This is a genomic window from Vineibacter terrae, assembly GCF_008039615.1.
Taxonomy (GTDB): Bacteria; Pseudomonadota; Alphaproteobacteria; order Reyranellales; family Reyranellaceae; genus Vineibacter; species Vineibacter terrae.
In genome coordinates, this window is record NZ_VDUZ01000018.1 from 37464 (window position 1) to 59427 (window position 21964).

The 21964-nt window shown below is 69.7% G+C and carries 18 protein-coding genes; 14 read left to right on the top strand and 4 right to left on the bottom strand.

Annotation, left to right across the window (positions count from 1 at the left end):
• Positions 1-184: 184 nt before the first annotated feature.
• The 11 genes from FHP25_RS16820 (at position 185) to FHP25_RS16870 (ending at position 12834) form a co-directional block, all read left to right on the top strand.
• A complete protein-coding gene (locus FHP25_RS16820; protein WP_147848101.1) occupies positions 185-1210 on the top strand; it encodes an ABC transporter ATP-binding protein in 1026 nt (341 codons plus the stop codon).
• Positions 1207-2265 (top strand): ABC transporter ATP-binding protein, encoded by a 1059-nt coding sequence (locus FHP25_RS16825; protein WP_269434397.1) that lies wholly within the window; start codon positions 1207-1209, stop codon positions 2263-2265. The genes FHP25_RS16820 and FHP25_RS16825 overlap by 4 nt, the downstream gene beginning before the upstream one ends.
• Before the next feature lie 5 nt (positions 2266-2270).
• Entirely contained in the window at positions 2271-3224 is a 954-nt protein-coding gene (locus tag FHP25_RS16830; protein ID WP_147848102.1) for an ABC transporter permease, read from the top strand.
• Positions 3221-4069, top strand: a complete 849-nt coding sequence (locus FHP25_RS16835) for an ABC transporter permease (RefSeq protein ID WP_147848103.1) — start codon at positions 3221-3223, stop codon at positions 4067-4069. The genes FHP25_RS16830 and FHP25_RS16835 overlap by 4 nt, the downstream gene beginning before the upstream one ends.
• Before the next feature lie 39 nt (positions 4070-4108).
• Positions 4109-5671 (top strand): ABC transporter substrate-binding protein, encoded by a 1563-nt coding sequence (locus tag FHP25_RS16840; RefSeq protein WP_147848104.1) that lies wholly within the window; start codon positions 4109-4111, stop codon positions 5669-5671.
• A 25-nt stretch (positions 5672-5696) separates the two neighbouring features.
• Positions 5697-7253 carry an ABC transporter substrate-binding protein gene (locus FHP25_RS16845; protein WP_147848105.1) on the top strand — a complete coding sequence of 519 codons (1557 nt, stop codon included), beginning with the start codon at positions 5697-5699 and terminating at the stop codon, positions 7251-7253.
• A 24-nt stretch (positions 7254-7277) separates the two neighbouring features.
• The gene (locus FHP25_RS16850) at positions 7278-8891 is read left to right on the top strand and encodes an AMP-binding protein (RefSeq protein WP_218578418.1); all 1614 of its coding nucleotides are present in this window, start codon (positions 7278-7280) and stop codon (positions 8889-8891) included.
• Positions 8892-8905: 14 nt separating this feature from the next.
• Positions 8906-10432 (top strand): acyl-CoA carboxylase subunit beta, encoded by a 1527-nt coding sequence (locus tag FHP25_RS16855; RefSeq protein WP_147848106.1) that lies wholly within the window; start codon positions 8906-8908, stop codon positions 10430-10432.
• Positions 10433-10539: 107 nt separating this feature from the next.
• Positions 10540-11166, top strand: coding sequence for a TetR/AcrR family transcriptional regulator (locus FHP25_RS16860; RefSeq protein WP_178133576.1), 627 nt, complete (start codon positions 10540-10542; stop codon positions 11164-11166).
• Between the two features lie 20 nt (positions 11167-11186).
• Positions 11187-12071, top strand: a complete 885-nt coding sequence (locus FHP25_RS16865; protein WP_147848108.1) for an alpha/beta hydrolase family protein — start codon at positions 11187-11189, stop codon at positions 12069-12071.
• Between the two features lie 49 nt (positions 12072-12120).
• Positions 12121-12834, top strand: a complete 714-nt coding sequence (locus tag FHP25_RS16870; protein WP_147848109.1) for an acylneuraminate cytidylyltransferase family protein — start codon at positions 12121-12123, stop codon at positions 12832-12834.
• 130 nt (positions 12835-12964) lie between these two features.
• On the opposite strand, the gene FHP25_RS16875 is transcribed toward FHP25_RS16870, so the two are convergent.
• The 3 genes from FHP25_RS16875 to FHP25_RS40825 are packed head-to-tail and all read right to left on the bottom strand — an operon-like array spanning position 12965 to position 14775.
• A complete protein-coding gene (locus FHP25_RS16875) occupies positions 12965-13912 on the bottom strand; it encodes a threonine/serine dehydratase (RefSeq protein ID WP_147848110.1) in 948 nt (315 codons plus the stop codon).
• Positions 13913-13921: 9 nt separating this feature from the next.
• Entirely contained in the window at positions 13922-14248 is a 327-nt protein-coding gene (locus tag FHP25_RS40820) for a 2TM domain-containing protein (RefSeq protein ID WP_178133577.1), read from the bottom strand.
• Positions 14248-14775, bottom strand: coding sequence for a DUF6622 family protein (locus FHP25_RS40825; protein ID WP_178133578.1), 528 nt, complete (start codon positions 14773-14775; stop codon positions 14248-14250). The genes FHP25_RS40820 and FHP25_RS40825 overlap by 1 nt, the downstream gene beginning before the upstream one ends.
• Before the next feature lie 170 nt (positions 14776-14945).
• On the opposite strand from FHP25_RS40825, the gene FHP25_RS16885 reads away from it, so the two are divergent.
• Positions 14946-15758, top strand: a complete 813-nt coding sequence (locus FHP25_RS16885) for a LytTR family DNA-binding domain-containing protein (protein WP_147848112.1) — start codon at positions 14946-14948, stop codon at positions 15756-15758.
• Between the two features lies 1 nt (position 15759).
• Here the strand turns inward: FHP25_RS16885 and FHP25_RS16890 are convergent, their stop codons facing one another.
• Positions 15760-16731, bottom strand: coding sequence for a Bug family tripartite tricarboxylate transporter substrate binding protein (locus tag FHP25_RS16890; RefSeq protein ID WP_147848113.1), 972 nt, complete (start codon positions 16729-16731; stop codon positions 15760-15762).
• A 243-nt stretch (positions 16732-16974) separates the two neighbouring features.
• On the opposite strand from FHP25_RS16890, the gene FHP25_RS16895 reads away from it, so the two are divergent.
• Both FHP25_RS16895 and FHP25_RS16900 read left to right on the top strand, forming a co-directional pair.
• Entirely contained in the window at positions 16975-19128 is a 2154-nt protein-coding gene (locus FHP25_RS16895; RefSeq protein ID WP_147848114.1) for a protein kinase domain-containing protein, read from the top strand.
• A 45-nt stretch (positions 19129-19173) separates the two neighbouring features.
• Complete coding sequence (locus FHP25_RS16900) at positions 19174-21642, top strand: cation:proton antiporter (protein ID WP_147848115.1); 2469 nt, start codon at positions 19174-19176, stop codon at positions 21640-21642.
• The last annotated feature ends 322 nt before the right edge of the window (positions 21643-21964 follow it).

Consider the following 21964-nt stretch of genomic DNA (forward strand, 5'->3'; position numbering starts at 1 on the left):
GCTGCCGGAAGCGGGAAGACACGGTTGACTCCGGTCAGGTCGATGATACGCTCGCGTCCATAAACTTACGCCAGCGTAACATTGCGCGGCATGCGGAGGGAGGAGGGTCCGCAGGCGGCGAGGCGCATCGGCCGGCAGGAAGCCGACCGCGACAGAACGAACGGTTTCAGGGACGGAAATGAGCATGAGTGAGCAGGGTGCCTCGGGGCCCGGCGCGACGGTCGAGACGTTGCTGTCGGTCCGCGGGCTCAGCGTCTTCTTCAAGACCCGCGCCGGCGAGACCCAGGTCGCCAGCGACGTGAGCTTCGACCTCAGGCGCGGTGAACGTGTCGGGCTGGTCGGCGAGAGCGGCTGCGGCAAGACCGTGACGGGGCTCTCCATCCTGGGCCTGCTGCCGCGCGGTGCGGCACGCGCGGCCGGCGAGGTGCGCTTCGGCGGGCATGACCTGCTGGCGGCGCCCGAGCGCCATCTCAACCGCGTCCGCGGCCGCGCCATCTCCATGATCTTCCAGGAGCCGATGAGCGCGCTCGACCCGGTGTTCACCATCGGACGCCAACTCAGCGAGACCATCCGCAGCCATTTCGACGTCAGCACGCGCGAGGCGCAGGAGCGCGGCATCGCCGCCCTGGATGCGGTCGGCATCCCGCTGCCGCGCCAGCGCTACTTCGAGTACCCGCACCAGCTTTCCGGCGGCATGCGCCAACGCGCCATGATCGCGATCGCCACCGTGTGTCATCCCGACGTGCTGATCGCCGACGAGGCCACCACGGCGCTCGACGTCACGATCCAGGCGCAGATCATCGACCTGCTGATCCGCCTCAGCGACGAGAACGGCATGGCCATCCTGTTCATCTCGCACGATCTGGGCGTGATCGCGGAGGCCTGCCATCGGCTGGTCACCATGTATGCCGGCCAGGTCGTCGAGGATGCGCCGCTGGACGATGCGCTGGTGCGGCCGCGCCACCCCTATACCGCCGGGCTGCTGGCCTCGATGCCGACGCGCCAGAAGGGCGCAAGGCGCCTGACCTCGATCCCGGGCCGGGTGCCGAGCCCGGCCGACATGCCCGACGGCTGCCGCTTCGCCATGCGCTGTACCCATGCGCAGCCGGACTGCCGGCGGGCGGCGGTGGCGCTGGTCACCACCGGGCCGGCGGCCCTGGCGCGCTGCCGGCGCGCCCACGAGCTCACCCTGGCCGGGGTCGCGGCATGAACGAGCGGGTGATCGCGATGCCTCGGCCGCCCGAGGGCGAGCGCACGCGGCTGGCGTCGGCCCAGGACCTGCAGGTGCATTTCCCGCGCCGCTCGGGCCCGCCGCTGCGCGCCGTCGATGGCGTGTCGTTCGACGTGGTCGCCGGCGAGACGTTCGGCATCATCGGCGAATCAGGCTCGGGCAAGTCGACGCTGGCGCGTGCGCTGGTGTGCCTGCAGCCGATCACCGGCGGAGCGCTGACGCTGTCGGGCCGCAGTCCGGCGAGCCTGTCGGCCGCGTCGCTGCGCCTGCTGCGCCGCGACTTCCAGATCATCTTCCAGGATCCGCGCGCGGCGCTGAACCCGCGCATGACCGTGCGCGCGCTCGTGGCCGAGCCTCTCGAGATCCAGAGCATCGGCACGCGCGACGGCCGGCGCGCGGCTGTGCTGGACCTGCTGGACCGGGTCGGGCTGGGGCCGGAGTTCGCCGACCGCTACCCGCACCAGCTCTCGGGCGGGCAGCGGCAGCGGGTCAACATCGCGCGAGCCCTGGCGGTGCGGCCCAAGCTGCTGGTCTGCGACGAGGTGGTGGCGGCGCTGGACGTGTCCATCCAGGCCGACATGCTGAACCTGTTCAAGGACCTGCAGGACGAGCTCGGCCTCACCTACGTGTTCATCACGCACGATCTGGCCGTGGTCGCGCATGTCAGCGACCGTATCGCGGTGATGTATCTCGGCGTCTTCATGGAGCTGGGCTCCAAGGCGCAGATCACCGAGCGGCCGCTGCATCCCTACACTCGCGCGCTGCTCGACGCCGCGCCGCAGGCGGTGCCGTCATACCGCCGTGTCCACCGCGAGCCGTTGCAGGGCGAGATCCCGAGCCCGCTCGCGCCACCTTCGGGTTGCCGCTTCCGCACCCGCTGTCCGCTGGCGGTCGAGGTCTGCGCCGCCTCCGTGCCGGCCTGGCGCGAGGTGCAGCCCGGCCACTTCGTTGCGTGCCACCGCGCCGGCGAGGCCATGGTGTCGACCGACGGCACCGATCTGCGCTCGCAGGGCGTGCGGTCGGCGGCACGGTGAGCGCGATGTCGGGCAACGCACGCTTCCTGTGGCGCCGGCTGTCGCAGTTCCTGCCGGTGATCCTGCTGGCCACGATCGTGGTCTTCGGCCTGGTGCAGCTGATCCCGGGCGATCCCGCGGTCACCCTGGCAGGTGAATTTGCGACCAAGGAGCGGATCGAGGAGGTCCGCCGGCTCTATGGGCTCGACCGGCCGCTGATGGTGCAGTACGGCGCCTGGCTGTGGGATGCCCTGCGCGGCGACCTGTCGCAGTCGCTGCTGTCTTCGAAGCCGGTTGCCGACCTCATCATCGACCGCTTTCCGGCGACCCTGATCGTGGTCGTGGGCGCCGTGCTGCTGTCGCTGGCGGTGGGCATCCCGCTGGGCATGGCGGCCGCGACCCGCGCCCGCAGCCGCTTCGATGCGGCCGTGATGGCGTTCTCGTCCTTCGGCGTGGCGCTGCCCAGCTTCTGGCTGGCGATGGTGCTGGTCTACTGGGTGGCGCTTTCCTGGCAGCTCCTGCCGGCGACCGGCTCGGTGCCGTTCAGCAGCGCGCCGGGCGATGCCATCGCGCACGCGATCCTGCCGGCCATCGCGCTGGCCGCGGCCGGCATCGCCGAGGTCAGCCGCCAGGTGCGCAGCGCCCTCATCGAGGTGCTGGCGTCCGACTACATCCGCACCCTGCGCGCCAAGGGCCTGCGGCGCTGGCGCATCCTGTGGCAGCACGGCCTCAAGAACATCGGCGTGACCCTGCTCACCGTGGTCGGCCTGCTGATCAACCGCCTGCTGGGCGCCACCGTGGTGATCGAGGCCGTGTTCGCCATTCCCGGCATCGGCAGCCTGCTGGTGCACGCCGCCATCAACAAGGATTTTGCCGTCGTCCAGGGAGTCGTCCTGGTCATGGTGCTGATCGTGATCTGCCTGAACCTCATAGTCGATTTCCTGTACGCGGCGATCGACCCGCGTGTGGCGAGGGGATGATGTCGCTGCGCCTCAGCCTGGGCCGTCCGGCCGCCATCCGCCGCCGCTTCGACCTCAGCAGCGTGCTCGCCATCTCCTTCCTGGCCGTGGTCGTGCTGGCGTCGCTGCTGGCGCCCTGGGTCGCGCCCTATTCGCCGATCGAGCAGGACTATACGCAGATGCTGGCGCCACCGTCGGCGGCGCATCTGCTGGGCACCGACGATCTGGGCCGCGACGTCTTCAGCCGCCTCATCCATGGCGGCAAGGCATCGCTGTTCGGCGCGCTGCTGGCGGTTCTGGTCGGCACGCTGATTGGTGTCCCGGTCGGCCTCATCGCCGGCTTTCGCGGCGGCTGGATCGACGACGTGATCGGCCGCCTGCTCGACACGCTGCTGTCGTTCCCCGCCATCGTGCTGGCGGTCGCCATCACCGGCGCGCTCGGCATCGGCCTCACCAACGGCATGATCGCGGTCGGGGTCGTGTTCTCGCCGGTGCTGGCGCGCCTGGCCCGGGCGCAGGCCATGGTGGTCAAGCAGGAGCTCTATGTCGACGCCGCCCGCAGCTTCGGTGCTACCAACACCCGCATCCTGTGGCGCCATGTGCTGCCCAACGCCGTGCAGCCGCTGATCGTGCAAGTGACGCTGATGCTGGCCGTGGCGCTGCTGGCCGAGGCCAGCCTCAGCTTCCTCGGGCTCGGCGTCCAGCCGCCGTGGCCGAGCTGGGGAGCGATGCTGACGCGCGCCTATCACTACATGGAGGCCGCGCCGGAGCAGATGTTCGCGCCCGGCCTGGCGATCCTGCTCACCGCGCTTGCCTTCAATGCGCTCGGCGAGACCGTGCGCGTGCTGCTCGATCCGACGAACTAGGCCGGGCCTGCGGCCACGACGAACCAACGAGGAGGGAACATGTCCAGCAACACGCAGCGTCCGGCAGCGGCGATCCGCCGGCGGCAGGCGATGAGCTATGGCCTGAGTGGCGCCGGGCTGGCGATGCTTGGGCTGCCCGGCATCGCCGCGCCGGCAGCAGCGCAGCAGGCCGGCGTGCTCCGGGTGTCGGCCAACGTGAACCCCTCGACGCTCGATCCGGCCACCGGCCGCAGCGGCGGCGATCACCAGTTCCTCTACCCGCTCTACGACACGCTCGTGGCGTGGGAGCCGACGACACTGGAGCCGCGGCCGGGGCTGGCGCAATCATGGACCTACAAGGACGCATCGACGGTGGTGCTGGAGCTGCGGCCGGGCCTCACGTTCCACGACGGCACGCCGCTCGATGCCGAGGCCGTCAAGTTCAACCTCGACCGCAACCGCAGCGATCCGAAATCGAACATCAAGGTCGACCTGGCCGGGGTGGAGAGCGTCGAGGCCACCGGCCCGACCACGGTCACGATCAAGCTGAAGCAGGCCGATCAGTCGCTGCCGCTGATCCTCTCGGACCGGGCCGGCATGATGGCATCGCCGACCGCGATCAAGGCCGGCGGCGGCAGCATCGACCGCGTGCCCGTCGGCGCCGGGCCGTGGAAGTTCGCGCGCTGGGACGACAACGCGCTGGTTGCCTACGAGCGCAACCCGACGTACTGGCGCAAGGGCATCCCCAAGGTCGACCGTCTGGAGATGAAGGTCATCCCTGAGGTCAGCACCGGTGTGCGTTCGGTGATCGCCGGTGAGAACGACGTGGTCGTCGCCGTCCCGGCCATCCAGAAGCCGTTGCTGGATCGCTCGGGCAAGGTGAAGGTGTTCACCACGCCGTCGCTCTATCTCTACATGATCTACCTCGACTTCTCCAAGCCGCCACTGAACGATGTGCGCGTGCGCCGGGCGATCAACCTCGCGATCGACCGGGAAGTCTACAGCAAGGTGACCATGGGTGGGCTTGGCCAGCCGGCGACGACGCTCTTCCCCAAGGAATATTGGGCGCATGATCCAGCGCTGGCCAACATCATCACCTACGACCCGGACAAGGCGAAGGCGCTGCTGAAGGAGGCGGGCAGCCCGAGCGTGACGTTCACGGGCGTCGCGTATACCGACCAGGCGGCGGTGCAGCGCCAGGAGGTGTTGATGGAGATGTGGCGGCGCGTCGGCATCAACCCGAAGATCCACAACGCGTCCGTCCCCGAGGCATCGCAGGCCTTCTTCTTCAACCGCACGGTCAACTCCATGCTGGCGGCGATCACGGCGCGTCCGGACCCGTCGATGGCGCCGTATACGATCTTCGGCAAGGACTCGCCCTACAACGGCGGGCACCAGGAGATTCCCGGTATGGAAGCGGCGCTGGCCGCCTCGCGCGTCGGCGCGACCCCGGCGGCCCGCAAGGAGGCACTGTCGAAGGTCCAGCGCATCGCGCTGGAGCAGGCGGTGTTCGTGCCGCTTGCATTCGACGTCAGCATCATCGCGCTCAGCAACAAGTACGCGGGCTTCCAGCCGAACTTGCTTGGCCGGCCGCGCTACGAGGAGATCGCGGCCGCGGGCTGAGCGACGCCGGACGTCAGGAGGGATCATGCGCAAGCAGACGCGGCCGGCAGCGATCAGCCGGCGACGGGGGATGCACTACGGCTTGAGCGGCGCCGGCCTGGCGATGCTCGGGCTGGCAGGTGCCGTTGGTTCGGCTGCGGCACAGGAGGGCGGGGTGCTGCGGGTGTCAGTCAATGCGAACCCCTCAACGCTCGACCCGGCAACCGGCCGTAGCGGGCGCGACTACCAGTACCTCTACCCGATCTATGACACGCTCGTCGCCTGGGAGCCGACGACGCTAGAGCCTCGGCCCGGTCTCGCGCAATCGTGGACCTACAGCGATGACACCACGCTCGTGTTGGAACTGCGGCCGGGCCTCACGTTCCACGACGGCACACCGCTCGATGCTGAGGCCGTGAAGTTCAACCTCGACCGCAACCGCGGCGATGCGCGATCAAACTTCAAGGTCGACCTGTCGTCGATCGACACGGTCGAAGCCACCGGCCCAGCCACAGTCACCATCAAGCTGAAGATGGCCGACCGGTCGCTGCCGCTCATTCTGTCCGACCGGGTCGGGATGATGGTTTCGCCGGCGGCGATCAAGGCCGGTGGCGGCAGCGTCGATCGCACGCCGGTCGGCGCCGGCCCGTGGAAGCTCGTGCGCTGGGACGACAATGCGGTCGTGCTCTACGAGCGCAACCCGACCTACTGGCGTCAGGGTCTTCCCAGGATCGACCGCCTGGAGATCAAGGTCATTCCCGAGGTCAGCACCGGTGTCCGCTCGGTGATCGCCGGCGAGAACGACATCGTCGTTGCTGTCCCGGCGATCCAGAAGCCGCTGCTGGACCGCTCGGGCAAGGTGAAGGTGTTCGCCAACCCGTCGCTCTACCTCTTCATGGTCTATCTCGATTTCTCCCGTCCACCGCTGAACGACCTGCGAATCCGTCAGGCGCTCAACCTTGCCATCGATCGGGACGTCTTCAACAAGGTGACGCTGGCCGGGTTGGGGCAGCCGGCGACGACGCTCTTTCCCAAGGAGCACTGGGCGCACGATCCGGCGCTGACGAAGGTCCTTGCCTACGACCCCGACAGGGCGAAGGCGCTGCTTAAGGAAGCAGGCAATCCGACGGTCACTTTCACCGGCGTCGCCTTCTCCGACCAGCCGTCCGTGCAGCGTCTGGAGGTGCTGCTGGAGATGTGGCGGCGCGTCGGCATCAACGCGAAGTTCCAGAACAAAACCGTGCCCGAGGGGTCGCAGACCTTCTTCTTCGACCGCAAGGTCGACAGCCTCCTGGCGGCGATCCCGGCCCGGCCGGACGTGTCGATTGCTCCGTTCACGATCTTCGCCAAGGGTTCGCCCTACAATGGCGGACACCAGGAGATCCCGGGCATGGAGGCGGCGCTGGCCGCCACGCGTACCGGCGCGACGCAGGCCGCCCGCAAAGTGGCGCTGTCGCAGGTGCAGCGCATCGCGCTGGAGCAGGCGGTGTTCGTGCCGCTGGCGTTCGACGTCAGCATCATCGCACTCAGCAACAAGTACCAGGGCTTCCAGCCCAACCTGCTTGACCTGCCGCGGTTCGACGAAGTTGCGGTGGCGGGCTGACACGGCGCGGCCGGGGAGAGACGCATGTTGGACAAGAGAATGCCGCCGCGCGACGAGTGCGTGATCCGCGACCTCATCGACCGGCGCGCCCGGGAGATTCCGGACGACGTCTTCTCGATCTTCGACGACGGCACGCAGTGGACCTATGGCCGGCTGCGTGAGGAGGCACGCAGCTGCGGCAGCGCGCTGCAGCGCCTGGGCGTGCGGCAGGGCGATTTCGTGCTGGTCTGGCTACCCAACGGCGCGGCCTGCATGCGCGTGATGTTCGGCCTCAACTATATCGGCGCGGTCTACGTGCCGATCAACACCGGCTACCGCGGCGGCCTGCTGGAGCACGTCATCGACAATTCGGGCGCCAGCCTGATGGTCGCGGACGGCCAGCTCGTCGAGCGGCTGGATGGCGTGAAGCACGCCGGCCTGCGTGACGTGGTCGTGGTCGGCGGTGATGCCGCGCCGGTGCCCGGCCTGCGGCCGCTCGACGCCGGCGCGCTGGTGGCTTCGGCCGACGCGCTGCAGGAGCTGGAGCGCGACATCGAGCCCTGGGACACGCTGTCGGTGATCTACACGTCGGGAACGACCGGCCCGTCCAAGGGCGTGCTGTCGTCGTCCCTGCATGTCCACGCCACGTTCCTCTCGAATACCTCAACGGCGCCGTCGGACCGCTCCCTGGTCACGCTGCCGATGTTCCATATGGGCGGTGCCGGCCCGATCTGGGGCGCGCTGATGCGCGGCGGCTCGTTCGCTCTGGTCGAGTCGTTCAAGACCGCCGAGTTCTGGTCGAAGATCCGCGCCTTCGGCATCACCCAGACCATCCTGCTGGGGGCGATGACGCCGTTCCTGCTGAAGGAGCCGCCTTCGCCGGGCGACCGAGATCATCCGCTGAAGAAGGTCGTGATGGTGCCGCTGAGCGATCAGCACCAGGAATTCGCCGACCGTTTCGGCGTCGAGGTGTTCACGGCCTTCAACATGACGGAGACCTCCTCGCCGCTGTTCGTGGGCCCCCATCCGCCGATCCGCGGCACCTGCGGCCGGCCGCGCGCCGGCGTGGAGGTGCGCGTCGTCGACGAGAACGATTGCGAGGTGCCGACCGGCACGGTCGGCGAGCTCATCATCCGCACCGACATGCCGTTCGCCCTCAATCACGGCTATCACAAGAACCCGGAGGCCACCGCCAAGGCCTGGCGCAACGGCTGGTTCCATACCGGCGACGCCTTCCGGGTCGACGACGACGGCAATTTCTTCTTTGTCGACCGCATGAAGGACGCGATCCGGCGCCGCGGTGAGAACATCTCGTCGTTCGAGGTCGAGAAGGAGATCGTCGCCCACGAGGACGTGCGCGACGTGGCGGTGGTCGCGGTGCCCAGCGAGTTCGGCGAGGACGAGGTGATGGCCGTGCTGAGCGCGGTGGCCGGCCGCGTCATCGACCTCCCGGGCCTGGTCGCGTTCCTGCGGCCGCGCCTGGCCCACTTCATGGTGCCACGCTACTTCCGCATCATTCCTGACCTGCCGCGCACGCCGACCGAGAAGGTGCAGAAGCACCTGCTGCGCAGCGAGGGCGTCACGGCCGACACCTGGGATCGCGAGAAGGCCGGCATCGTGCTGAAGCGGGACCGGCTGACACGCATATCGGCGGCTTGAGGAACGAGAGCAGCATGAGCAGCACGACGACCGTTGACGAGCTGGGCCAGCGCCGCCGCAAGGTGCGCGCCATGGGCGGCGAGGCCAAGCTCAAGGCCCGACGCGACCAGGGCATCCTCAATGCCCGCGAACGCATCGAGCTGCTGTGCGAGCCGGACAGCTTCGCCGAGATGGGCGAATTCGCCTATTCGGCGCGCAGCGAGGATCGCGAGCGGACACCGGCCGACGGGATCGTGACCGGCTTCGGCCGGGTCGACGGGCGCGACGTCGCCATCGCCTCGTTCGACCTCACCACGCTGGGCGCGTCGTCGGCGGCGATCAACATCCGCAAGCTCGGCTTCCTGAAGGACAGCGCCTCGCGCGCCGGCATCCCCTGTGTATTCCTGATCGAGTCGGCGGGCGCGCGCATGCCCGACATCCAGGGCGCCGTCGGCATGGGCCGGATCGGGCAGATGTCGAGCACCAACCGGGTGCGTGACGTGCCGTGGGCCAGCGCCGTGCTTGGCCCGTGCTACGGCATGGGCACCTGGTATACCGTGCTGGCCGACTTCGCGGTGATGCGCCGGGACGCGGCCTTCTCCGTGTCGAGCCCCAAGGTGACGTCGGTGGCGCTGAGCCAGGAGGTAACGCCCGAGGCCCTGGGCGGCGCCGACGTCCATGCCGACGTGACCGGCCAGATCGACCTGGTGACCGATACCGACGCGCAGGCCATCGATGCTCTGCGGCGCTTCCTGTCGTACCTGCCGTCCAACAGCGCCGAGGCGCCACCGCGTGCCCGGGCGCCAGTGCAGGCGCCGCCGCCGGCCGTGGTCGAAGCCCTGGTTCCCGTGGCGCGCAACAAGGTCTATGACGCGCGCAAGCTCGTCGAAGGCTTGGCCGATATCGGCTCGGTGATGCCATTTCGCGACAGCTACGGCCGCACGCTGCATACCGCCCTGGCGCGGCTGGATGGCCAGCCGGTGGGCTTCATCGCCAGCAATCCCCTGCGCAAGGGCGGCGCGATCGACGGTCCGTCCTGCAACAAGATGACCGAGTTCGTCGTGCTGTGCGACAGCTTCAACATCCCGCTCGTGCTGCTGGCCGACACGCCCGGATTCCTGGTCGGCCTGCAGGCCGAGCATGACGGCGTCGCCGGCAAGATCATGAACAACCTGCGGGCGCTGGCGCTGTCGACGGTGCCGAAGATCGCCGTCGTGGTGCGCAAGAGCTACGGCCAAGCCTATCTGAACCTGGGCGGTGGCGTTGCCGATGCGCTGGCGGTGATGACCACGGGCGAGGTGGGCTTCGTCGATCCGGCGGTGGCCGTCAGCGTGGTTCACAACCGCCGCGCCGACGACGGCGATGGCGACTACGCGGCGCTGGTCGACCAGATGGTGGTCAGCAACTCGCCCTTCGAGCTCGCCGGCATCTTCGCGGCGCACGCCGTGATCCGGCCCGGCGAGGCCCGCGCCTGGATCATCCGCATGCTGGAGGTCTATCGCCGGCGCAGCCATGGCGGTATCGGCCAGCACCGGCTGGCCACCTGGCCGACGAGCCTGTGAAATGCGCTGGTCTGTCACGGCGCTTGCGGTTTGACGGCCGATGATCCCCGGTTGTAATCGGCAGCCCGGCGTCGCACCGCATGAGCCGCGGCAAGGGAACTTCTGACGTGGCCCGGATCAAGCTCAGATGGAACGGCGAGGTCGAATCGTCCGAGGAGCAGCAGCGGCTGAAGCGTCGCGTGATCTTGCGCGAGGCCGGCCGGGCCTTCAACGAGCGCGGCTTTCACAACGTGTCGCTCGACGAGGTCGCGCTGGAGCTCGGCATCTCCAAGACGGTTTTCTACTACTACTTCAGGAACAAGAACGACGTGCTGCTGAGCTGCGTCGAGATCGGCTTCGAGCTGGCCGAGGAAGCCCTGCGGGCGGCCGAGACCCAGGAGGGGACCGGGCTGGATCGGATCGCGACGTTCGTACGGACTTACGTCGAAGGCATCAATTCCGAGCTCGGCACCTGCGCCGTGTTCTCCGAGCTGAACTCGCTGCATCCGGACGACCTGAAGAAGGTGCGCAAGCGCCAGCGGATGTTCGGCCGCCGCGTGATGAAGCTGGTCACGCAGGGCATCGCCGACGGCAGCGTGGCCGTCGAGGATGTGAAATCGGCGGCCGGCTGGATCATCAGTCCGCCGCTGATGATGCCGCGGGTGCCGGAGTTCTGGCGCGACCGCAGCGGCGCGCAGCTTGCCACCTGGTATGCCGATTTCGCGCGCCGCGCGCTGATGCCGCCGCGCGGCTGATGCCGTGCTAGGCTGCCGCGATGCGGCCGCCGGCACCTACGCGTCTCACGGCCGCGGCCGTGGCCCTGCTGGGACTGCTGGCCGCGGTGCCGGCGCTCGGCCAGTCGCCGGGCCCGCAGGAGCCGGAGCACGAACAGGATCGCGAGCAGCGCTGGCTGATCCCGGCCGATGACGGCTCCGGCCGGCTGATGCGCACCATCGTCTATCGGCCGCCGGGCGAGACGCCGCGGCGGCTGCTGGTGATCAACCACGGGGCGCCGACCAGCGGCGCGGCGAGCGCGCCGCAGCCGCGCTTCGCCAATGCCGCGCCCTGGTTCGTGGCGCGCGGCTACGTCGTGGTGGTGCCGCAGCGTCGTGGCTATGGCGCGACCGGCGGCCGTCAGAACGAGTCGTACGGCCATTGCGACAATGCCGACTTCCTGGGCGCCGGCCGCGAAGGTGCGCGCGATATCGCGGCTGCTGTCGCCTTCATGCGGCAGCAGCCTTTCGTGCGGCCGGACGGCACCGTGATCGCTGGCCACTCGGCGGGCGGCTGGGCCACGCTGGCCTATGCCGGCCGCAATCCGCCCGGCGTGGTGGCGATGCTGAATTTCGCCGGCGGCCGCGGCGGGTGGCGCGACAACCTGCCCAACTACAATTGCGCGCCGGACAATCTCGTGCGCGCGGCCGGCGAGTATGGCCGCACGGCACGGGTGCCGTCCTTATGGATCTACGCCGAGAACGACTCGTTCTTCGGTCCCGCCCTCAGCCGGCGCATGGTCGATGCCTACCGCAATGCCGGCGGCATCGCGACCTATGTGCTGACGCCGCCATTCGGCCAGGACGGCCACAGCCTGTTCGTTGCGCGCAGCGGCGTGGCCGTCTGGTCGCCGACCGTGAAGATTTTCCTCGACCGCCATCCTTGAGGCGCGCCACCGTCCATGCCATAGCGCCGCCAGCAAAGGGGTCGACAGCATGGCATGGCAGGGCAGGACGGTTCTGGCGGTGGTGCCGGCGCGCGGCGGCAGCAAAGGTGTGCCGCGCAAGAACATCGCCGAGGTCGGGGGCCTGTCGCTGATCGCGCGTGCCGCTGCGGTGATCAAGGCGCTGCCCTGGATCGACCGGGCGCTGATCACCACCGACGATCCCGAATTCGCGGCCGAAGCGCGCCGGCACGGGCTCGACGCGCCCTTCCTGCGCCCGCCGGAGCTGGCGACCGACACGGCCATTGCCGTGGAGGTCTGGATCCATGCCTGGCTCGCTGCCGAGGCGCAGCACGGCATGCGCTTCGACACCGCGCTCTACCTGCAGCCGACCAGCCCCTTCCGCACGCCGGCGCATGTCGAGGCGACGCTGCGGGCGATGCTCGAGGGCGGCCACGCGGCGGCCTGCACCGTCAGCCGTGTGCCGGGGCACTTCACGCCGCCCAAGCTGCTGCTGCGGGACGAGGCCGGGGTGATCGCGCCGTTCTCGCCCGACGCGCGCCTGCACAAGAACCGCCAGACCATACCGCCCTATTGGTACCGCAACGGCTATTGCTACGCCGCCCTGCGCCGCACGGTGGTGGACCAGCGGCAGATCGACGAGGCGGATTGCGTCGGCGTGCCGGTCGATGGCCCGATCGTCAACATCGACGACCCGTTCGAGCTCCAGGTCGCGCGTTGGATGGCATCGCAGGGAGGGGTGTGATCCAGCCGCACACTGTCATCCCGAGCGCAGCGAGGGATCTCCTGTGAATAGCGCGCAGTGCGTCTTGCCGCGGGAGATCCCTCGCTGCGCTCGGGATGACGTTGATGCCGACCGCGCCTTTCCGCCGCCGCTACCCGAGCGATCCCGGATCGAGATTGGCGCCGCACACCAGGACACCGACCTTCTCGTCCGCTGCCGGGGTGTAGGCGCCGGACATCAGCGCGGCCAGTCCGGTGGCGCCGGCCGGCTCGGCCATGACGCGCAGCTCGCTCCACAGGGCGCGCTGCGCCGCGCGCACGGCGTCGTCGCTGACCAGCACGCTGCGGGCGACGCGGTTGCGGGCGATCTCGAAATTGGGTGCGCCGATGCGGCTGGCGCCCAGGGCGTCGGCGGCCAGGCCGCTGATGTTGACGTCGACGGGCTGCCCGGCAGCCAGGGCCGCATGCAGGGTCGGCGTGCCCTCGGTCTCGACCGCCACCACCTTCACCCGCGCGCCGCACCACAGCGCGCAGCCGGCGATCAGGCCGCCGCCGCCCACCGCCACCAGCAGCGTGTCGAAGGCCGCCTGCAGCTCGAACTCCAGCGCCGTCGTGCCGGCGCCGACAAAGACCTCGGGATCGTCATAGGCGCCGACGGTGAGCGCCCCGGTCTCCTGCGCCCGCGCTTCGCTGGCGGCCCGGGCCTCGGCGTAGACGGCGCCGACCTGGTGCACGACGGCGCCGTAGCTGCGCAGCCGCTCGACCTTGGCCGGGGCCGAGATGGTGGGCACGAAGATCTCCGCCCGGTGGCCCAGCGCCCGCGCCGCGTAGGCCACGGCGGCGCCATGGTTGCCGCCCGAGGCGGCAATCACGCCGGCCGGTCCCGGCGCGCTCACCAGCAGCTTGTGGAACGCACCGCGGCCCTTGAACGAGCCGCTGTGCTGCAGCGATTCAAGCTTCAGGGCCAGCTTGTGCTCGAGGCCGAAGGCGCCGGCCGGCAGATCGATCGCCGGGGTGTGGCGGATATGCGGCTTGATGCGCACATAGGCGGCGGCGACGGCATCGGACGAGACCGTGCGAGCGACAGGTGTATCAGGCATGGCCCGGTGTTAGCCGGTTCCGGCGGGGCCGTCCATGGGGGGCCGCCGCCGTTCGGCTGCCATCAGCTGCTGCAGCTTGCGCTGCTCCCAGTCCGGCGCCAGCAGGCGCAGCGGCCACTCGAATGCCGAGGCGGCCTGGACCGTGATCGCGATGCCCCAGCCCAGCAGCGGCCAGATCGCCCAATAGCGGTGCCCGTTGACCAGGTTGATCAGGTGCAGCAGGGCATTGACGCCGATATAGACAGCGAGGTGGCGGTAGAAGGCCTTGAGCATCGCCAGCCGGCGGTGGGCGCGGCGCGCGATCTCGAATTCGGCGGCGTCCGGGAGCTGCGGCATCACGCAGCCTCCATCACCCGGCCGGTCCGCAAGGCACGCCGGTAGCGCAGCAACAGCCTGGCCAGCCACCCCAGCCCGATGCCGGCAATGGCGCCGCCGATGGCGGCGGCGGCCACGATCCAGGTCAGGTCTGCCGCCAGCGACGGCTGCCGGCCGACGGCGACGCCCATGGCGTAGCGCACGACGAAGATCGACAGGCCCAGCGCCATGGGGAACCAGCTGCCAGCCAGCTGCAGCTGGCCCTGGCCGGATGCGACGCTGAGGCCGCGCCGGGCGGCGATCAGCCCGCCCAGCGGCGCGGCCAGGCAGGCGGCCAGCAGCCAGGCGGGAACCGACAGCGCCGGGTGGGCCGTGCTCATGGCGTTGAACAGCGACACCGAGACCGCCACCGCGGGCAGGATCGCCAGCCGGACCGGTGCGACGGTCTGCACCTGCAGGCCGCGCCATCCCAGCCATAGCACCAGGGCGAGCAGGCCCCAGACCCAGACCGGGGTATGGAGGAATGTCTGAACGATCGCGGTCGTCATGTGGTGCGCCTTGCGTCGGTGGATAGCCCGGCCGGTATGCGCGGCCAGCGGCGGACGGGGCCACGGCAAGTTCGTGGAAGCGCTGGTGTTTTGCGCCAAAGATCGGCATTGATCGCTTCGCGATGCGCCAATCGACGTTCTTTCAAGCGCTGCCGTTCCAGCTTTTGTGCATGTCGATTGCCGCCATCGTGCTGGCGATGATCGGTCCCTACGGCACCTATGTCGACCTGCCCCTGCCGGTCCGCCTGGTCTATTGGGCGCTGAGCATGGCCTGTGGCTGGTTCCTGATGATGGGGCTGGCCATGGCCATCAACCGGATCGAGCCGCTGCAGGCCTGGCCGGTGGCTGGCCGGATGGCATTGGCCGGCGTGCTGGGCGGCGTGCCCATGGCCGGGATCGCCTGGACGATCGAGGCCCTGTTCCGGCGTCCGTTGCCGCTCGCGGCCGTGCCCGAGCTGCTGATGAACACCACCGTGCTGACCGTCGTGCTGGCCATCGCCATCGGCCAGCTGGTCGAGCTGCGCCTGCAGGCGCGGGCCGGCGCGGCCGAGATCACGGCGCCGCCATCGCCGCTGGCCGAGCCGTCTCCGCCGCCCGCGGCCGGCCCGGCGCAGGAAGCGCCGACCCTGCCTGTCGCGGCCGCGCCGGCCGGGAACTTCCTGCGCCGCCTGCCGCCGGAGCTGGGGCGCGACCTGCTGGCCCTGGAGATGGAGGATCACTACGCGCGCGTGCACACGATGCGGGGCAGCACGCTGATCCTGATGCGCCTGCGCGACGCGGTGGCCGAGCTGGGCGGGGGCAGCGGCCTGCAGGTGCATCGCTCGTGGTGGGTGGCGCGGGACGCCGTGGCGGACGTCGAGCGCGCCGCCGGCAAGCTGACCCTGGTGCTGCGCAATGAGCTGCGCGTGCCGGTGAGCAAGACCTATCGCGAGGCGGTCAGGGCCACCGGCTGGGACGGGCCACGAGGCGCCTCCCACGGCTGATTCAGTCGACCGTCGCGCCCGACGCCTTCACGACCTTCGCCCACTTCTCGATCTCGGCCCTCACGAACGTGCCCAGCTCGGCCGGCGAGGAAGTGATCACCTCGAAGCCCGCCTTGGCGGCCACATCCTTGACCTCCGGCAGGGCCATGGCCTTCAGGATATCGCCGTTGAGCCGGGTCACGATGTCGGCCGGCATGCCGGCCGGCGCGAACAGGGCGAACCAGGCATCCGATTCGAAGCCGGGGAACAGCGTCTCGGCCACGGTTGGCACACCGGGCAGGGCCGGCGCGCGCGCCTTGCCGGTGGTGGCCAGCGGCCGCAGCTTGCCGGCGCGGATCTGGCCGATCACCGACGGCATGGTCTGGAAGCTCGTCGACACCTGGCCGCTGACCAGGTCCTGCACGGCCGGCGCGGTGCCCTTGTACGGCACATGCGTCAGGTCGATCTTGGCCAGGCCTTTGAACAGCTCCATCGTCAGATGCGAGGCCGAGCCGTTGCCGGTCGAGGCATAGTTCACCTTGCCGCCCTGGGCCTTGGCCCAGGCGACGAAGCCACGGATGTCGGTGGCTGGCACGTCGGGGTGCACCACCAGCACATGAGTGACCCCCGCCACCAGGGCGATCGGCGCGAAATCCTTGGCCGCATCGTAGGGGTGGTTCGGGAACAGGCTCTGGTTCGTGGCGTGGGTGGCATTGTTGCCCATCACCAGTGTGTAGCCGTCGGCCGGCGCCTTGGCGACGAGGTCGCTGCCCAGGTTGCCGCTGGCGCCCGGCTTGTTGTCGACGATCACCTGCTGGCCCAGCGTCGCCGTCAGCCGCTCGGCAATCACGCGGGCCAGGACGTCCGTGGAGCCGCCGGCCGGGTACGGCACGACCAGGCGGATCGGCTTGGCCGGCCAGGACTGTGCCCGGGCCGCGGGCGCAGCAGCCAACAGGCTGAGGCCGGCAAGGAACGAACGGCGGTGAAACGGCATGAAGAACCCCAAGAAAACCCGGAAATCACAGGCGCTGTCGCCTTAACATGCGCCGCCCGTAGTGACCTCGGTGGATTTTGCGCGTCGGGTTTTCGCAGGTGGGCTTCAAGGCGGCTGTAGCGCGCGTGCTGGACAACAGCTGGCATCTGTGGTGCGGGTAGCGCACCGGCGCCCTCTTCCCGCCCGATTCTCGGTCGAACGTAACGTCATGCCGGTCGTTTGTTTCGACCGGCTATTTTCGTGATGACCGCCGCCGATTATCCCATCGCCCTGCCGCCGCGCCACGCGCTGCACGAATATCGGATCGAGCGGGTGCTGGGCCATGGCGGCTTCGGCATCACCTACCTCGCCGTCGATTCGACGCTGCGCAAGAAGGTCGCGCTGAAGGAGTATCTGCCGGCCCAGTTCGCCGTGCGCGTCGAGGGCGCCACGGTGATGCCACGCACGCGCCGGCTGGCGGACGACTACCGCTGGGGTCTGGAGCGCTTCCTCGACGAGGCGCGCACCCTGGCACGTTTCCGTCACGTCAACATCGTGCCGGTGCTGCGGTTCTTCGAGGCCAACGGCACGGCCTACATCGTCATGGAATACGAGGAGGGGCGGCCGCTGGCGGCCTTGCTGGCCGGTCCGGGCCGCCTGCCGCCGGTCCGGGTCCGGGCGCTGCTCGATGGCCTGATGGACGGGCTGGCGCAGATCCATGCTGCCGGCTTCCTGCACCGCGACATCAAGCCATCCAACGTCATCGTGCGCGCCGACGGCACGCCGGTGCTGATCGATTTCGGCGCGGCGCGGCAGGCGCTGCTGCGCGGCGGGGCCACGCTCACCAGCATCGTCACCCCGCGCTATGCGCCGCTGGAGCAGTACCAGGCCGAGGCCGAGCAGGGGCCGTGGACCGACATCTATGCTCTGGCCGCCGTGGCGCGGCACGCCATCACCGGCGAGCCGCCGCCGGAAGCGCCGGGGCGGGTGCGCAAGGATCCGTGCCGGCCTTTGGCCGACGGCGACATCGCCGGTTACGGCAAGCCGTTCCTGGCCGCCATCGATCACGGCTTGGCCGTGCATCCCGAGGATCGGCCGCAGACGATCGCCGCCTGGCGCGAAGCGATGGGCGTGCCGCCACCCCATGTTGCGCCGGAACCGGACACCGCGGCCGAAGACGTGCCGGCCGCCGCCCGCACGCGCCTGATGTCGGCGCCGTTGACCCAGGCCGTGCCGGCGCCGCGGGCCGCGGCGGCGAAGGCGGCGGTGATGCCGATCCGTCTGGGCGGCGCCGACGACACGCACCGCGTGCGGCCGGCGGTGCCGGTTCCGCCGCGCCGCTCCGGCCGGATGCTGGGCCGCTTGCTGAGCCTTGTTGTCGCCACGGCTGTGCTGGGGGCCGGCGTCTATGCATGGCAGAAGCTGCCGGACGGCAGCGATGCGCCGCCGCGGCCTGACGCCAAGCCGCCGTCCAGCGCGACGGCGCCGCCGCCGGTTGCCGTGCCGCCGTCGACCAGGACAGCAGGCACCCCCGGTAGGCACATGCCGGAGTCCAAGGGCGACCCGGTGCCGCTGCGGCCGCCGGCCAACCCGGAACCGCCCCCGGGTCAGATCGGGTCGATCGATGACCTGCTGCGTCGCGGCGATGCGCCGCCGCCGGCTGCTGCGCCGGTGTCGGCCACGGCCAAGGCCGGGCGCGACAGGGTGATGGAAACGACGCTCCAGGCTGCCACCCAGGCGAAGGCGGCAGCCGATCTTGCGGCGCAGGCCCAGCGGCGCGCCCAGGCGCGCGCCGGCGATGCCCGGATCCGGGCCGCCGAGGCCGGCAAGCCCGACCTCGCGGCGGTCGAGCATCTGACCTTCGACGATGGCTCGAGCTATGCCGGCCAGCTCGCCGACGGCCGGCGCGGCGGCCTGGGCGTGGCCGAGCTGCGCGGCGGCGAGCACCAGGCCGGCGACTGGAAGGCCGATCGTCTCGATGGCCTGGGTGTCCTGCAGGCCAGCGATGGCCGCGGCTACGAAGGCGAGTGGCGCAACGGGATGCCCGATGGCGTCGGCATGTTCAAGCTGGGGCCCGACGAGCGCTATTTCGGCGAGGTGAAGGGCGGCCAGCCGCAGGGTGCAGGGGTGCGGGTGCTGGGTGACGGGCGCGAGACGACCACGCTCGCCGGCATGTGGCAGAACGGCGTGCTGGAAGGCCCGGGTGTCGAGACGACGTCCTCGGGCTGGCGCTACGAGGGTGGCTTCCGCGGCGGCAAGCGCCACGGCCCCGGCACGCTCACGGCGCCCGACGGCAGACGCTTTCACGGAACGTTTGTCGATGGCGTCGCTGACGGCTACGGTGTCTCCGTTGCACCCGATGGCCGCATGTCGTCGGGCGAGTGGCGTGCGGGCAACCTGGCGCGCGCCGACGACTAGGGGAAGCCGGCGCGCGTCGTCGGCACGGCGACGCACGAGGGCTGCTTGACGGAAATTGTCGTCGCGATATTGGCGATCGCGCTGGCATTGGTGCTGGTCAGCGTGCTGCTGCCGGTGGCCGAGCGCCTGCGCATCCCCCACACCGTGCTGCTGGCTGTCCTGGGTATCGCGCTCGGCGTCACCGGGGCGTGGCTGGTCGGTGAGACCGAGCGGTTCGGCCTGCTCGGTGATTTCTTCGAAGGGTTGACCGCGGTCGGCGTCAGTCCTGCGGCATTCCTCTACATCTTCCTGCCGCCACTGCTGTTCACCGCCGGCCTGACCATCGACGTGCGCCGTCTGTTCGACGAGATGTCGGCGGTGCTGCTGCTGGCGATCGTGGCCGTGTTCGTCTGCATCGGGGTGGTGGGCGGTGTTGTCCACGCCGTGACGGGCATCGATATTTTCGTCTGCCTGCTGCTCGGCGCCATTGTCTCGACCACCGACCCGGCGGCCGTCATCGGCATCCTGCGCGAGGTCGGCGCGCCCAAGCGCCTGTCGATCCTCGCCGAGGGCGAAGCGCTGTTCAACGACGCCGCGGCCATCGCCACCTTCACCATCCTGATCGACGTGCTGGTGCATCACATCGTGCCGGACGCGGCCGCTCCGGGGCTCGACTTCCTGCGCGAGTTCGTGGGCGGCATCATGCTGGGCATCGTGCTGGCCCATGTGGCGCTGTTCATCGTCACGCGCCTCGGCGGCTCGATCACCGGCCTGGCCTCCGTCACCGTCGGCCTCGCCTATGTCGCCTACATCCTGGGCGACCAGTACCTGCACGTATCCGGCGTGGTGGCCGTCGTGGTGGCGGCGCTGACCCTGGCGACGCTGGGGCCGACGCGCCTGCAGCCGCACCAGTGGGAAGCATTGCGCCATACCTGGCACCAGCTCGAATTCTGGGCCAACTCCCTGATCTTCCTGCTGGCCGCCATCGTGGCGGTGCGGGTCCTGGCCGGCATCCGCTGGTGGCACCTCGTCGCCGTCGCGGCGCTCTACATCGCCGCCTTCGGCGCCCGTGCCCTGGTGCTGTTCGGGCTGCTGCCGGTGCTCGAGTTCTTCGGCCGCGTACAGCCTGTCGACCGCCGCTACAAGACCATGATCGTCTGGGGCGGCCTGCGCGGCGCCGTGACTGTGGCGCTGGCCCTGGTGGCCTACGGCAATGACAGGCTGCCGCAGGACGTCCGCGATTTCGTGGCCATCATCGCCACGCTGTTCGTGCTTGCCACCCTGTTCATCAACGCGCCCACCCTGCGACCGCTGATGCGCTTCTTCCGCCTGAACGAGCTCGACGAGACCGACAAGGCCCTGCGCGACCGGGTGCTGCTGCTGTCCTGGGCATCGGTGGCGGCGCAGGTGCGCGACGTCGCCAAGGTCTATGGCGCCGACGCCGACATCGCGCAGCGCCTGCCGCACCTGGAAGCCGGCGATGCCGCGATGTCGGCGGGGGGCGACATCGCCCTGCCGATGGACAAGCGGATCGCCTACGGGTTGCGCACGCTCTGCGCCCGCGAGCGCGAGCTCTATCTCTGGCGCTTCGGCCAGCAGTCGATCTCACGGCACATCGCCACCATGCTGGTGGTCGACGCCGACCGGCTGATCGACCAAGTGCAGACCGATGGCGTCGCCGGCTACGCGCTGGCGCTGCAGCAGGACGTCATGCTCGATCGCGGTTTTCGCATCGCGCTGTGGCTGCACCAGACCTTCGGCCTGGAGAGGCCGCTTGCCGACCGCCTAGCCGATCGCTTCGAGACTCTATTGGTCGAGCGCAGCGTGATGCACGAGCTGATCGACTTCAACCGCGCCGACATGGCGGACCTGCTGGGCGAGCCGGTCGCCGACAAGCTGCACGCGCTGCTCGACGAGCGGCTGCAGGGCATCGATGGCGCGCTCAAGGCATTGTCGCTGCAGTACGGTGACTATGCCGACACCATTCGCGCCCAGCACTTGCAGCGCATCGCGATCCGCCTCGAGTCGGCGGAATACGACCGCCAGCGCCGCAACTTCGCCATCAGCCAGGAGGTCTATCGCGACCTGCAGCATGCCCTGCAGGAGCGCCGTGCCGAGGCAGCGCGTCGTCCGCCGTTGCGGCTGGGCCTCAAGCTCACCGCGATGGTCGAGCGCGTGCCGCTGTTCGCGGGCTTGGCGGCCGGCGAGGTCTCGGCGGTCGGCAGGCTGCTGCGCGCCCGCGTCGTGCTGCCGGGGCAGAAGATCGTCACCCGCGGCGAGCGCGGCGATGCGATGTACTTCATCGCTGCCGGGGTCGCGCAGGTGAAGCTGGCGATGGGCGACGTCGAGCTGGGTGAAGGCGCCTTCTTCGGCGAGGTGGCGCTGCTGGAGCACAAGCCGCGCAACGCCGATGTCGTCGCCAAAGGCGTCTGCCATCTGCTGCGGCTCGACGCGCGTGATTTCCGCCGCCTGCTGGCTGCCCGTCCTGACATGCGCCAGGAGATCGAGAGCGTGGCCGCGCAGCGGCGCGGCTAGCTCATGTGGGAGCGCCGGCTTCCAGCCGGTTCATGATTTCGGCGCTTCGCGCCGATGCCGGCTGGAAGCTGGCGCTCCCGTCCATGTCTGGTCGCTGATGCGCCTGTCAGCGCAGCGAGGATCGCCTGCGAGGGACGCACGGGCTCCATTCATGGGAATTTTCTCACGGAAATCGTGGCCATCGGCCCGGTCACCAAAAAATCTTTGTTCACTTGAATGATTGTTCTCAGGAAATGAGCGCTCATCTTAAAAGGCAAAAAAAGGTTTGCTATCAAGCTATTGGGCGTTAAAACTGCCGTTGCATTTCTGCAACACCTCCCCC